This is a genomic window from Burkholderia sp. APQ4-4ca, from assembly GCF_057837105.1.
The window spans coordinates 207,657-221,262 of the sequence record NZ_JBYQCG010000232.1 but is presented as its reverse complement, the minus strand read 5'-3'; the positions used below and the strand labels follow the sequence as shown (position 1 = coordinate 221,262).

Sequence of the window (13,606 nt, the reverse complement as noted above, 5' to 3'; positions counted from 1 at the left end):
GGCCCGCCGCTGCGCCTCAGCCGTCCTGCTACGGGCATCGCATGAGCAAGAGCGGTGTCTGGCTAGAACTGCGCGTACATCCTCACCAACATCTGCAAGCGCGCGCAGGACTGCTCCCTTCGTTTTGAAAAGCGCCGGATGATAGAACTTCACGCGTTTGCCCGTCAATGCTTCGACGAAACGCGACAGCTTCGCGGTAAACCCTGGGTAACAACTCCGATGCTTCGCCTCATGCCCGGTCACGATTAGGGATCCGCCTATGCTCCCTTGACCGTTCTCGGGAATCATGACCTTGTTTGCTCCCGACTCGATCGCCCCGAGGCCAGCCAGCAGATAAAACATAAACGGGCGCGACCTGAAGCTAGGCTCAGCTCTCCGCATCGGCTTCACGGAAACCGGAACCCGAACATACTGAATATGTTCAGACGTTCTGCGGTTCAAACCGTCGCCATGGTCAACGCCGGAGATATGGGTATCAGCAAAAACGCAGACCACTTCCGTGTCCGGATGCTCGCATTGCCAGAGACGAACTTGACCGTAAGAGTCCAACCCATGGCTGAACGGAACGAACAGGAGATCCCGGTTGCTCAGAGATATGTCGGATAGTGGGGATTGTCCTAAGGTCGGCGGACGGCCCGTACGCTCCGTGAAGGAGAACGACCATATATCCCCCGTTAAGTAGTTCAGGCAATGTACGAGCGAGTCTTGAACCGATTGTTGAAGCCAGATGTTGAGTCTGAAGACAGGAAGCTCAATGTGCAAATAACGCTCCCAGCCCTTCGAGTGGTGACGCATGAGCTTCCGGTCAGCGTATTTAACTGCGCCAATCAGTGTCATCAGATCGTGAGCAAGGCCATCCGATTGACGAAAACAATACGCGGAAAGACGATCCGGACGCACTTTGATGTCGTCGCCCAAACGCACTACGTGGACCTTGGCTGACTTTCGGACGCGCCGATCGGCGACACGGAAAAAGGCCGAGGGTGAATCGGCACGCGCAGCAGCTTGTTGTTTCATACACTGATGTCTAGAGGTAGATCTAAGACTTGGTCCTTGCTCAGCTTCTTCCGCGTACGGGAAGCGGGCTCCGAAGTAAAGTCAATTTCGGCAGCTAGTTTAGTCATGGCGCGCCTTAGTTGGACGCTCTGCCCTTCGTTAAACTGATCGGCGACACTGAGCGCACAGTGCTCAATGCCTTGGCGCGCACAGTCGCTGATGACAGTGGCTTGGACCACACGCTCCAGCTTATCTATCGGTCCACCATAAGCGACTTGTCGAGCGACCTCGCACACACTTCTCTCGAGCGGCCGGCTAGCGCTGACCTCAAAGCTATCCACAACGGCAAGAACGCTGTCGACGCCAAACAGACTCGAGCGAGCCTCCTCGACTTGGTGAACAAGCCCCGCAAACCACTCCGCACGCACGCCGTCCTCCCATTCGCGGCATGAAGCTCGATGAATTTCGAGCGCCGCTGCGCTCTGGTCCGGCATTTCGACCGCGCGCACGGCTTTCCGCCAGTGTGGTCGCAAGGCCACCGTCGTATGTAGATCGTCACGCATCCCCGCTCCTGAGGAGATCACATGTAATCATATTAGGCCATAAATTGACAATGTCAAATATTTTTATTTAAGAAATCCGACATTGTCATAATTGGTTCGACCCCAGTCTGGCCAGCCCGCTGTGTACCAGCCGTAAAACGGGCAGGGCCGCTGCGTGTTGCGGACCTGCCCATACATGTCCTGGCTGCGCGACGCACTGAGGCATGACACGTGCAGCCGACAGGAACCCGGAGTCAAGGCGATGCGTACAATTAGGGCCGCATCGTCAGGACCTCATCGAGATACAACGGCATTCTGTCCTTCTTTTTGTCAATCACTTCCAGTTCTAACAAAACGCACACGCCAACGATTGTGATCTCCTACCACAATCGGCTACCGTCGTCGCCTGCATACGCGGCAGAAGTACTCTCGAGCCTCCGATCCCCTCGAAACGCACGAATATACGATGCGCCCGACTCGATCGGTGATTCGCGGCAAAAAGCGATCACGTCCATGAAACCGTCGGTTTCCTCGTGAGCGATTTTCTGCCAAACTCGAAAAACAGAATCTTGGCTTGACGACGATTACTAACTTATCTAGGCCCAAGTCATTCGGGCAAGCACTTCGGGGAAAAAATGAACGAAATTGTGGCGTATTGCGCTGCGGCGAGCACCGTCGTAGTTGCGGGGGGTATCGGATACTGGTTCTCGCGCGTCCGATCAAAAGCGGCGTTCCATCGAACGCTTGCGCCCACCGTGCAAGCCACCGACGACGTCACGCCGCTTTCTACTGCGGTCTCGGAGCAATCGCTATCAGAGTCATCGGTGCTCGGCATCAATCTGGATTTCGTCGATTCGACGGGGAACGTGGTGTTCAATACACGGGAACTCCCTCACTTTCCGTCTGACGCAGTGATTCTCGATGATACACAAGGCGTAGCGCTCGCCCGTGGAAGACAACTGGCCGCCGACGTGTTCAAAGGTAGTCTCGGTCTGCCGAACAAGACGGTCGAGATAGTTTTTGATCCGGATATCCAACGCAAACTGGCAGAGGGCACACTCGAAGTCATGCCAGCAATCGGCGGTGGGACTCGCGCTATGGCGCGTCGGGTCGACAACGGACAGATCGCCGGTCATGGCCGAATTCTTGAAGGTGGTCGCGTGAGGCAAATGGCCGCCGGAGCATTCCAACTCCTGAGCATTGCCGTAGCGCAGTCGCATCTCGACGATATCAGTCGAAATCTCATTTCTATCAAAAACGAGATCGCAGGCATTCGCGAGCAACTGCATATCAACGACAAGTCGAGGCTCACTGGGACTGTCGACTATCTGAGTCGTGTCGTGGCCTTGATCCAAAAGATGGCGTCACCCGACGAGATCCGTAGCGAAAAGAAAGTCGAAATGGAAGCCATCTCGCGTGAGGTGTCAGCGTGGATCGAACAGATTCGGCTTGAAGTTGAGGCCTTCAACAGACGGGTAGCGAATGTAGACGATCAGGATACGTTTGGCGGGACAGAAACCACATATAAATCGCTCAAACAGCATGCCGACGCAGCTCGCACCATCCTCGAGAAGCATAACTTGGTCCTCCGCATTGTGGCCTTGATGCGCCTCTGCGAGGCATACATCGCTCCATTGGAAACAGACTCCTTACCGGAGTCCTGGACGAGTCAACCACCCGCTACAACCGCCGATTTTGAGCGGTCGATGATCACGCTGCGTGACAAAGCCAATCAATTACTTTCGCGCGCTCTATGGAATAAACAGGAGACGCTGGAGCAGCGCCGCAACAATGTGATTTCAATGACGGAGCAGCTCCTCGGAACAGCCAGGCAAGAGTTCGCAGGATACGATTCCCTCATGGATCGCATCAACTTCAATCTGAAGCGACTGGCGCAAAAGGATGGCAAGGTTCGGATGGCCGTCTCCTTTGATGCAGATAGCAATGTGAACTCAGTCGCGCTTGTTTGAGGCGCCCCCCCCATCGAATTGTTATTGATCCACGCGCGCATGCCATTTGACCCAGCGTACGTGGCTCCGCTAGAACCATAGCTGTAAAATGTAATAAGCTAGAGCCATGCACGTCTTCGTACCAGACACGAACTTCTTCCTGCAATGCAAAGACTACGATCAGCTCGACTGGTCGTTGGCAACCAGTGACTCCGAGATCACAATTGCCGTACCCCGTGTCGTGCAGCGAGAGATTGACCGTCACAAGGACGGTGGAAACGCCCGCCGCGCATCAAGAGCCCGGAAGGCATGGACAACATTTGCCCAGATTATCGATTCCGCTGACAACCGCATTACGACTCGGGCCAGGGGCTGCACCATCAGCCTTGAACTATTGATGCCGAAGCTGAAGGCCGACGACTTCCCTCAGCTTGACTTGCAGAGCCCAGACGATCAGATCATCGCAGAAGCCGTCTGGGTACAGCAGCAACGCCCTGATGCGACGGTGACATTTCTTTCGAACGATACACCCGCACTTACAACCGCGAAGTCGATGGCACTGCCGTTCCGCCGTCCGCCGTTGCAGTGGGCGCTACCGCCAGAGAAGGACGAACGCGACAAAACGATCGAGGAGCTACGCAAGAAGATCGATCTGCTGTCCAACCAGTATCCTGCGCTCACATTCACATTACCTGATATCCCTGACAATCGCATTTCGACACAAGCCATCTGGTTTCCGGCTCTGACTCGATCCGAGATCCAGTTCTTGGTGAAAGACATGAAAAGGCTGTTTCCGATGGAAACCCACTTCCCGCAAGACCCGCCAAAGCGTGAGAACGGCCGACACTTCGGCTTTGCAGCAATCGCAACCTCCCACGAGCGGTGGGAACCCGCCAGGCCGGAAGACATCGAACGGTATCAAAAAAAGTCCTATCCTGAGTGGCTGCGACAGATTCAATCGGAATTGGAAAACGTCCATCAGAGGCTAAATAATGAATCGCTTCTGAAGTTTACTGTCACCATCGAAAACGTCGGGAGACAACCAGCAATGAATTTTTTGCTCTCCTGTCGGACCGAGGGTTCAATCATCTTCGATGTGCCGAATACCAAGCAAGACGACGAGGAATCTGACGACAATAAGCCACTATTCTCCGATGTCCCTACACCGCCGAGCGGCAAATACGTGAATCTCATGGATCGATTCGTGCAGATACATTCCGTCCGGAATACTCCGTTCGGAATCGAGTTTGACCGTCTTATTCCTAGCCTAGCGGGCAGCCGAGCAATTGAACGTCGGGATCCGAATAGCTTGTACTGGAAACATACCCGTCCAATTAGCAAATCTAGAGAATGGGTGCTCGAGTGTGACACGTTTCGGCATCAGCATGAACCTCATACCCTCGAGATCATCGTCCGCCCCGATACCACAACCGGAGACACTGCTAGCGGCGCCATTCGGTGTTCGGCGCATGCGTCGAACCTGCCCGCGTGCACCGAACTCGTCATTCCCGTACGCATTCAGATCGAGCGTGGGAACACGCTACAGCGAGTTCGAGAAGAGCTATTCCGATTACGCTGAAGAACAGGCAACCGCCCCAACCACGCCCCGCTATCGCTTGCGCTCGTCTCGGAAATACGGCCTGTCAGTGGGGATGTACGCTGATGCACGCGGCCGCCCCTGAGCGCCGGTGGGAGCGCCAATGAACCAAAAACACTGGCGGGCTGCCCGCGTGATAGCAACGTAGGCAAGCCGGAGAATCTCATGGCGCTGGGCTGTGTCGAACGGCGTAATGTCGTTGTCGGCACCCAGCCCTGCCGCGATATATGCCTGATTCTTGTACGGTGAGTCCGTCATGTGGACACAGTCACCAATTAGAAATACCGCGTCTGCCTCCAACCCCTTCGAGCGATGGTAGGTAAGCAGCTTCAGACGCTGCTTCTTTTCCGGAAGACGCTTGTCGACTTTGATCAAGTCGGCCAGCAATTGCTTCATCGCCTCTCCGTCGTCGCCTCGACGAAATAGAACCATGACAGAGTCCCCCCTAGCATATAGCTCGCGGACACGCTCCGTGAGGGCCGCATCGTTTCGATCAAGCACCACCACCGGAACAGGATCCGCCGCCGCAATGCCTGCGGATCGAGCCTTCTTACCAGGAATCGCCGGCGCCGATCTAACGATGTGCTCGGCCGCATCGATAACGTACTGGTGGCTGCGAAAATTCTCGCTCAGCATCACCTGCGTCGTGGCAGGCGATTCGAATTCGCCCTCAAACTCGAGGAAATACTTTGGCGAGCTGCCCCGCCAGCTATAGATCGATTGCCAGTCGTCTCCCACACAAAGCAAGGAGCTGTGCATAGCGTTGCGCCCAGCATGCAGCGCCGCGCCACGACGTCGAATCTCGGTCAACACCGCTCGAACCCATGACACGATCTGCGGTGAGATGTCCTGGAACTCATCGACCATCAGGTGCGACATCGTGCGCAACACCGGACCTGGCACAAGACGCAAATTGGCTGGTGAGTGCTCTCCGAACAGCGCGAACATGCGATTGAATGTCATGATTTTCGGCTGCTGAGCATCCAGGTGACTTTCGAATGCCGGCCAGAAAATCGCCAAAGCCTCGAAGAACAAACGATCCGGATCAGACGAAGTGAATTTCATCTGACCGACGGTCGCAGGCACGTCAAGCCCTAGGTTTTCAATGAACGACGCCGCCGAGAAAAAACACTGCAACAGCGACTCGGGCCTGATTTCGCCTGCAATTTGGTACTCGAATCCCGGAGGCGCACTCGCGCCGTCGGCCAACCATCTCAGCAGACCATCCGTCGCGTTTGGCTCAGTAAGCCAGACAACAGGCACGTCGCAGCAAGCACGGAAGATTGTTTGCTTGAGCCCCAGTTCCTGCCCCAGTCGATATTTGCTTCCCGGCCTGCTGAACGCCGAACCTGGAAGTTTGTCAGGCATCAGTATCACGGGCATATCGAGAGCGGTGATTCTGCCGTGAACGTAAAACGTGCGCCCTTGGACCTTGATGACTTCGCGGCACTCAGTAACGCCAGCGATCGGCCATTTACCAGCGCTTCGCCATTCGGCTTCAACTGCGTCCATCACGGCAACGTCATTCTCCGAAGCATTCTTGATCAGCCGAAGCTTTTTCTTCACCTCCTCATCATGCTCAACCGGCGGAAGGATCAACGAGCGCCTGTACAGGATCTGGACGAGTGCACGAAATGCTTCGTTGTCAGCGTACAGCTTGGTGAAGGTCTCGTTCAAAAGCTCCTGTTGCAGACTGTTCAGGCGAGTTTCGAACGGCAGTCGATCTTCGTCCTCGCCATCGTCGACACTATCCCGCTTCTTGACGAACTCAAATGCACTCACCTTCGCGTACCCAGGCAAGCCTCGAACGAAGGTCAGAATCTTTGAATGAAAGGTACAAACAACGTCTTTCGCCTCTTTGAAAGGTAAGTCGATACCCCAAAGCGCAAACGTCTCGATCAGCTTCGCAACGAAGTCCCAGCGCGACATGTTCGTAAACGTCACGACAGTAAGCGACGACAGCTCGAATCCGAGATAGTGATGCAGTAGCAGTATGCGGAGCACCAGTGTCGTAGATTTCCCGGAGCCCGCCCCCGCCACAACACAGGTCGAAGGCGTCGTACTGAAGATCATTCGCCATTGATCGTCAGTAGGCTGCTTGTACGCCGGCAGCTTCGCCCGGACGTCTGCTATGACGCGTTGCCGGAGCGATTCATCGATCGGAAGGGACCAGCTATCAAACAGATTGTTGTCAATTCCCGGTCTTGCAAAATCCTTACTGCGCCGATCGACGACTTCCAAAACCTGCTTACCCTCTTCCAACCCTTCCGCATATCCAGCCTTATGCCCAGCCTTCTCACCTACCCCCTTTCCCTTCGCATAGCCAGCTACATGCCCCTGTTCAAATGAAGGATCATGCAACACTCCAAGGCGCGTCAACGCTCGCGAGAGCAACGATGCAACGAGTCGTACTCGGAAAGGTTGGTGTTTGCTGGAAGCAAGTGGCACCGACGAAAAGAATTCATTCTGATCAGCTTCGGACAAGATGACGCCTTACGTAGAAGTTCGTTGTTCAGTATCACGGCTTGGTCTATTCTGACATACGCAGCGGAGATGTGACGGATTGATTTTGACGTTTCACACAAGCAGATATATTCTCTACAATGTCACATCATCCTTTACACACAACAACGGATAGTCAATACAGATGACGACAAGCGAAAACATTGCCGCAGAAATAGCCGAGCTCGAGCAGAAGCTCAAAGAGCTCCGAAAAGCCGCCGACGAGCAACTCGCCCGAGAGAAGGCAAGCATCATCGGTCAAATCAATGAACTCATAGCCAAGTACAGCATCTCCCCCCAAGAACTGGCCTTCCCCAAAGCAACCAAGGGCAGTAAGGCACCGTCATCCAAATCTCAGAAAGGAACTCCTGGCAAGCCCAAATACCAGGATCCCAATACTGGAGCGACTTGGACGGGCAAGGGAAAACCCCCGGCCTGGATCCGAGATGTAGCTAATCGCGACCAATTCTTGATCCAAAACTGAAGAGTCGACGAGAAGGGACGCCCCTTCTCGTTATTTTCTCGGTGCGCACGCTACTTAGATTTTTTATCTAAAGTTGCGTTGCAACACTCACGAGCCATTTTTTCCAACCCTATTACGCACCAGCCCAATTATTCCGATAAAATCGACTTCCCAAAGCTATCGAACAGTTTCCATGCAGGTGCGTGTCGCATACGAACATAGCCTAACCGATGCGCCTGACGACTTCATCGTACGAGTGCCGTCTCAGCTCATCGATGACGTTCCAGCAAACATTCCCCCTGTACTGCTTCCCGAGTACGTCACGAACCTGATTCTTCAACGATCACCTCAGATCGGAAAGGTTCGTAATCTTCGGCTGCTTTGAGGCTGAAGATTGCCATGATGCGCGCAGTAGAGAATGGCATTCGATTGTCCTGTCGGACATAGGGTAGATAGACTACTTATTTTAAAGATCAGTCTCGTGGTCGACTCGACCACTTCGAGTTGAGAACTACGCTGCGTGTCCTTAGCGCCCACAAGGCGCATTGGACACTTCGCTATTTCAAAGTTAGATCTCATCCCTTCACAGGGACTCGATAAGTTGGCGCTCCACGAGGAGTCCTCGTTCCGCTCAATAAAATTAGTCGGTGACCTTTGAGGGTCACCGATAAAAGGGTAACGCTACGCTTATGCTTAGCAGCATAAGCTCCGCTAATTAGCCTCGACGTTGCTTCGCTCGTCTCGGAGAACGGGGTTGGTTCAAACCATAAGCAATGCAATAAATTTTTATACAAAACCCCATGTTCAATAAACAAATTGCTTCCGTGCAAACTATCGGGCTAAAGCCCTATCGTTCGAACGAAAGCAATTTGTTGCGTACTATGTGATTTCCCCGAAGGGGAACCTGTAGTCAATTTTGTACCATGCGCGCCGGGCGCCTGCTCATCACTGGTAGTTCAATCAAAAAATCAAAACGCCCCACCGTGCGGAATGATGCGCCACCCAAGCATCAACGCGCTCACCACAATCTTCCATCCATTCCATCGAGGTAGCATCGCAAGACACTGCACCGAGCGCATCGATTAAGGTGCCGTGGGCTCGTCATATGGCTGCATACGGGGTGCGTACGCTGCGCTTTTGACAATACAACCGATCGTGGTCGCGCAGCCACAAGCCACTTTTTCGCCCTATAAAAGGCGAAAAAGCGGTTGGGGCATGAACGGTTTCATCTATTTTGGAGAGACGTGCGCACAGATCTTCCGGAGGCGCACGATGAAAAGGGACGAACAAGGCACTTAGATCGACAACACGAGTCACGCCTACTCACATCAGGCAACGATAAGCATCGGCATTAGGTAATTTTTACCTATGCAAAGTCGGGAGAATCGATGTTGCGGGTCATTTCGACCGCTTCTTAGCACGGGAGGAGTCGTCGTGATAACGTGTGCGGCGCCACATTGAAATTAAGGACTTCGGTGTGCTTGAGCCTGCTTCAAAAATGGAAGAAATTCCTCCAAGCTACCGTCGTCCACAAGCCGGTATCCATGACCAGGAGGGGACAGATCAAGTAATACAAATTCCGTCCCTTTCGTTGAGGATCCGACTTTTTCCGATCTTCTACGAACTATGCTTCTCTCGTTCAGCCACGCGAGTACCGTATCGTAATAAGTTGGATTATTTTTCAGACCGAATCGATGACAAAACTCGCGAAGTTCGTTCGAACGAATTCTTATATTCGCATCACCAGTTGTCGCGCGTTCAGGAACTCGGCCACCATTAGCCGCCGCGACGCGATCCAGCAACTTTTTGTAGACGTACTTCGCAGCTTCCTTGATCGATTTATCAGGATTGAATATCCTTGAAAATTCGTCCAAATACCAGTTGGCAACCTTAATTGCATCAACAAGTGTTTGCTCACCTATCTCCATGGCAATATCGATTCGCATGTCATCTGAATCGGTATGAGTCACGCGCGCACTGGCGAAGAAGTGAAAAAGAGCGGCGAGTCTAGCAACATGCTCAGAATATCGATTGACAAATTCTCGTTCATAGACGTACTTACCACCGTCCGCCATTCCGCGCTCTTTTTCATCATGCTCTCTTTCCCATCGAAGCTGAGCAGCAGGCGAAAACCGCAGGCGTACTCTGTTCCGAGCACGTGCCGCGATATCAAAATTCCCAGCATCGAGAAGCTCTTGTATCCGGCTATTGAACCTGTCAATCCATACGGTCGAACGCTGCTCCGTGCTGTCAATTGTGCGCGTTCCATATACCGTCTCTGGTCGAGCGATTAGCATCCGAGGAATGAATCCGATCGTCTTTGCGCGCTCGCCCTTCTTCTCGAGAAAACTGTCAAATACCGATGGTTGGATCATTAGCGACATCGTTAGACGAGGATCACTCACTGAAAATGTATCTCGCGGCGTTCGCCCGACTACATCTATTCCCTGTCCATCCCAAATTCGGTCAAGCCGCGCCATATCGGAATCACTTCGCGCATTCAGAAAGTCAGCCGCCTCGTTGCTAACTAGTCCTGCTGCCGGCCAATTCTCACACAATCCACGCTCGATCTCACGTATCGAGATGGCGGAATAGAGCATGCGACGAAACTTCGGCTTAGGATTTTGAAACGGCCTCGAACGCAACTCGCCAAGCTCTTCCTCGACCTGTGCGAGACGTGCCTCTACGTCCGCAGCTTTGTCTTCGGAAGTACTGCGAGTCTTTCGAATGAGAGTCATCAGCGTTCGCTGAAGCCCGCGCTCCATATCCTGCCGGTTCTTTAGCTCTATTTCGTAGGCTGACTTCTGCCGCTCGTACTCTACTTTCGCACGTCTATCGTAGGCTTCTATAGTTGGTGTAACAGCCCTGTCGGCACGCGTTTTGCGCGCACCAGAGTCAGCCACCACGAGCATGAAAAGCGAGCAAACGGATGCTTCACCGAAACCTCGATCAACCAGCACAAGATCTTGACAAGCAACCGATACAGCCGCAAGTGTCGCTTGGACCGCAATAGGGGCAGCGAGCTTGTCTCTCCGACAGATTTCTATTACGGCAGCCCGAATACTCTCCGGTAGCGCGTCCAAAGGAAAATTCGTGGCAACTTTGTATTCAGGAAACGAAAGGGCATCATCCCCTTGATTCTCGTGTGCAGTAAGAAACGTCGACATTCTTGATATTTCCGCAGATCCGTAATCCGTCCAGTTCGCCGGGAAAATCATTTGATTGTCGCCGAGCGTCACCACATATTCCCAACATACGCATGCACTGGGCCGCTGTCACGGACTAGCGCTCTGAGTAACGATGGGGACCAACACGAAAAGGCGATTACTTGTCCGACACGGTTCCTTTCAGGATGCGGTCAACCGAGTCGAGCGGCCAAGCAAGGGATCTATTTGCCTGCTTGGCTGGCGCGACACCACGATAGTGGCCGTCTTCCGAATGGCGTTTGTAGATCGTCTGCGGCTGAACGCCGAGTGCAGCTGCAAGCTCTTCAGTAGTCAGGTGTTGACGAAGGGGATTGATTGCAACCTGTGCGTCCCCGACACTAGACGCTATAGGCACTACGGCAATTGAGCCACGGCGCGCCGCTTTAATCGCACGACGATCAATCTCGTTAAGCTTCTCCAGGATCAACTCAAGCGGCTGGGCCGTCTTCGCAGCATATAGAGCCACCTCGAACGGCAAATGACCGCTCGGGTAGCCAACCATATCTTTGAATACGTCGATCCACTGGAAGCGATGGTGGACAGCAAACCGCTCTTTAATCTCGTCCTCGACGCACCAGTCGATGAACTCGATGGGTTTCATTCCGATCTCGGAATCGCGTCCGCGATCTTCGCACCAGTCTTTCCACTGCTTCAAGATTGTTCGAGCTTCGTGATACTGGCCGATCCCGAAGCCAACAATCTCGGTGCCATCCAGGCTGACACCACCACTTTTCGGAAGCTCGGCACTGTCACCTTGCGGCTGAATGCCGGATAGCAGCAACGCCGCCATCACCGGCGTCCAATTCGCCATATCGAGATAGCCGCGCAGTGTCTCGTGTAGCTTCGCGCTGAATTCGATGATTTCCTGTGGCGTCTTCTGGCGCGTCACTCTTCACCCCGCTCCGTTATAGCACCGCCGGCCGATCTGGCCTGCCCGAGCGTCGTATCGTGCCACACCTGAAGCGGAACGGACACACGATGGCTGCCCTGCCCCTCGGCTTTACTGCGCGCCATCAGGAGGGCCATTCTGAAGTGGATTGAGCGCGATTTGCGTAGGCCGCGAACACCTACACGGCGCCTACATGAACTTCTTGATAAGCGGGCATAGGATTCGAAACGCAAGCTAACCCGTTGATTTCATTGGCCCGCCCTACACGATTCGAACGTGTGACCTACGGCTTAGAAGGCCGTTGCTCTATCCAACTGAGCTAAGGGCGGTCGGGGAGAAAAGACACGGCGTGACGCGGACCGCATTCGGCACGGGCTTTTGAGTCACGAAGCAGCAGTACCGCCCACTGCCCCACGACACCTCAAACCCCCGAAACAAAACGGGCCCGGCATGAAGCCGAGCCCGAAATTATACCCGATCATCGCACCAGATCACGCGAGACCGGTGCCCACGGCATCAAACCGGCTGCGGATGCAGCATGAACCAGCCGAGACAGAACACGCCGGCGATCACGCAATACACGCCGAACGACGCGAGCCGGCCGCGGCCTTCGAAATAGCGCATCAGGAACCGCACGCTCAGATACGCGGCGATCGCCGTCAGCACGCCGCCGAGCAGCGCATCGGCGAGCTGGTCGCGCGCATGGAACAGCTTCGGCAATTCCAGCACGCCCGCGGCAAAGATGATCGGCGTGCCGAGCAGGAACGAGAATTCCGCCGCCTTCTCCGCCGTCAGGCCGGCCACGTTGCCGGCGATCATCGTCAGCCCGCTGCGCGAAAAGCCGGGAATCAGCGCGCCGATCTGCGCGAGGCCCACGAAGAACGCCTGCTTGAAGGTCATCTTCTCGGGCGGCTGATGCGCGCGGCTGCGCTGGATGCGATCGCCGACCCACAGCAACACGCCGTTGACGATCAGCGCGACCGCGACGATCCGCAGATCGTGAAACACGCGCTCGATGCGCTTCTCGAGCAGCAGACCGACGATGCCGGTCGGGATCGTGCCGATGATCAGCGCCCACATCAGGTGCCCGTCGTCGTTCTTGCGGCCACCGAGTTGCGCGAAGAAGCCGCCGATCAGCGCGATCCAGCGCGCGCGGAAGTACCACAGCAGCGCCAGCGCGGTGCCCAGATGGAGCGCGACGAGGAACGGCAGCAGTTGCGGCGCGTGCTTGTCGATGTGCATGCCGAACAGCGCCGGCACGAGCAGCGTGTGGCCAAGGCTGCTGACGGGGAAGAGTTCGGTGACGCCCTGCAGGACGCTCAGGAATACCAGAAACCAGAGGCTCACGCGTCGGTCCTTTTAGTGAAGATTAAGCGGAAGGAAGGCGGACGACGCGATGCGCGTCCTGAAAAACGCGCCCCGATTATGCCGAGCCAGGATTACTGCGCCAAGGCATTTGGCA

10 protein-coding genes and 1 tRNA gene are annotated in these 13,606 nt (G+C 54.6%); 4 read left to right on the top strand and 7 right to left on the bottom strand.

From position 1 onward, the window contains the following. Together AC3IFE_RS28810 and AC3IFE_RS28805 are read right to left on the bottom strand one after the other, a co-directional pair. On the bottom strand, nt 1-1,017 hold a 1,017-nt coding region (locus AC3IFE_RS28810), incomplete at its 3' end, for a hypothetical protein (protein WP_489193519.1). Continuing rightward, the gene (locus AC3IFE_RS28805; RefSeq protein ID WP_489193517.1) at nt 1,014-1,559 is read right to left on the bottom strand and encodes a hypothetical protein; all 546 of its coding nucleotides are present in this window, start codon (nt 1,557-1,559) and stop codon (nt 1,014-1,016) included. The genes AC3IFE_RS28805 and AC3IFE_RS28810, both read right to left, overlap by 4 nt. 614 nt (nt 1,560-2,173) lie before the next feature. On the opposite strand from AC3IFE_RS28805, the gene AC3IFE_RS28800 reads away from it, so the two are divergent. After that, nucleotides 2,174-3,508: a hypothetical protein gene (locus tag AC3IFE_RS28800; protein ID WP_489193515.1), complete on the top strand. Its 1,335-nt coding sequence runs from the start codon at nt 2,174-2,176 to the stop codon at nt 3,506-3,508. A 106-nt stretch (nt 3,509-3,614) separates the two neighbouring features. Continuing rightward, nucleotides 3,615-5,066: a PIN domain-containing protein gene (locus AC3IFE_RS28795; protein WP_489193513.1), complete on the top strand. Its 1,452-nt coding sequence runs from the start codon at nt 3,615-3,617 to the stop codon at nt 5,064-5,066. A 30-nt stretch (nt 5,067-5,096) separates the two neighbouring features. On the opposite strand, the gene AC3IFE_RS28790 is transcribed toward AC3IFE_RS28795, so the two are convergent. Continuing rightward, complete coding sequence (locus tag AC3IFE_RS28790) at nt 5,097-7,568, bottom strand: UvrD-helicase domain-containing protein (protein WP_489193511.1); 2,472 nt, start codon at nt 7,566-7,568, stop codon at nt 5,097-5,099. A 163-nt stretch (nt 7,569-7,731) separates the two neighbouring features. On the opposite strand from AC3IFE_RS28790, the gene AC3IFE_RS28785 reads away from it, so the two are divergent. Both AC3IFE_RS28785 and AC3IFE_RS28780 read left to right on the top strand, forming a co-directional pair. Further along, the gene (locus AC3IFE_RS28785) at nt 7,732-8,070 is read left to right on the top strand and encodes an H-NS histone family protein (RefSeq protein WP_489193509.1); all 339 of its coding nucleotides are present in this window, start codon (nt 7,732-7,734) and stop codon (nt 8,068-8,070) included. Nucleotides 8,071-8,242: 172 nt separating this feature from the next. Next, nucleotides 8,243-8,434 (top strand): hypothetical protein, encoded by a 192-nt coding sequence (locus AC3IFE_RS28780; RefSeq protein ID WP_489193507.1) that lies wholly within the window; start codon nt 8,243-8,245, stop codon nt 8,432-8,434. Between the two features lie 1,078 nt (nt 8,435-9,512). Here the strand turns inward: AC3IFE_RS28780 and AC3IFE_RS28775 are convergent. From AC3IFE_RS28775 to AC3IFE_RS28760, 4 genes are all read right to left on the bottom strand, one after another. Next, a complete protein-coding gene (locus AC3IFE_RS28775) occupies nt 9,513-11,288 on the bottom strand; it encodes a YfjI family protein (protein WP_489193505.1) in 1,776 nt (591 codons plus the stop codon). Between the two features lie 85 nt (nt 11,289-11,373). Further along, a complete protein-coding gene (locus tag AC3IFE_RS28770; protein ID WP_489193503.1) occupies nt 11,374-12,144 on the bottom strand; it encodes a hypothetical protein in 771 nt (256 codons plus the stop codon). A 252-nt stretch (nt 12,145-12,396) separates the two neighbouring features. Beyond that, nucleotides 12,397-12,473 (bottom strand) — tRNA-Arg (locus AC3IFE_RS28765). Between the two features lie 187 nt (nt 12,474-12,660). Then, a complete protein-coding gene (locus tag AC3IFE_RS28760; RefSeq protein ID WP_089467148.1) occupies nt 12,661-13,491 on the bottom strand; it encodes an undecaprenyl-diphosphate phosphatase in 831 nt (276 codons plus the stop codon). Nucleotides 13,492-13,606 lie beyond the last annotated feature (115 nt).

Excerpts from the sequence above, each read along its gene's own strand:
- AC3IFE_RS28795 (WP_489193513.1), top strand. The coding sequence starts at position 3,615 with ATGCACGTCTTCGTACCAGACACGAACTTCTTCCTGCAATGCAAAGAC.
- AC3IFE_RS28785 (WP_489193509.1), top strand. The coding sequence starts at position 7,732 with ATGACGACAAGCGAAAACATTGCCGCAGAAATAGCCGAGCTCGAGCAG.
- AC3IFE_RS28805 (WP_489193517.1), bottom strand. The coding sequence starts at position 1,559 with ATGCGTGACGATCTACATACGACGGTGGCCTTGCGACCACACTGGCGG.
- AC3IFE_RS28800 (WP_489193515.1), top strand. The coding sequence starts at position 2,174 with ATGAACGAAATTGTGGCGTATTGCGCTGCGGCGAGCACCGTCGTAGTT.
- AC3IFE_RS28780 (WP_489193507.1), top strand. The coding sequence starts at position 8,243 with ATGCAGGTGCGTGTCGCATACGAACATAGCCTAACCGATGCGCCTGAC.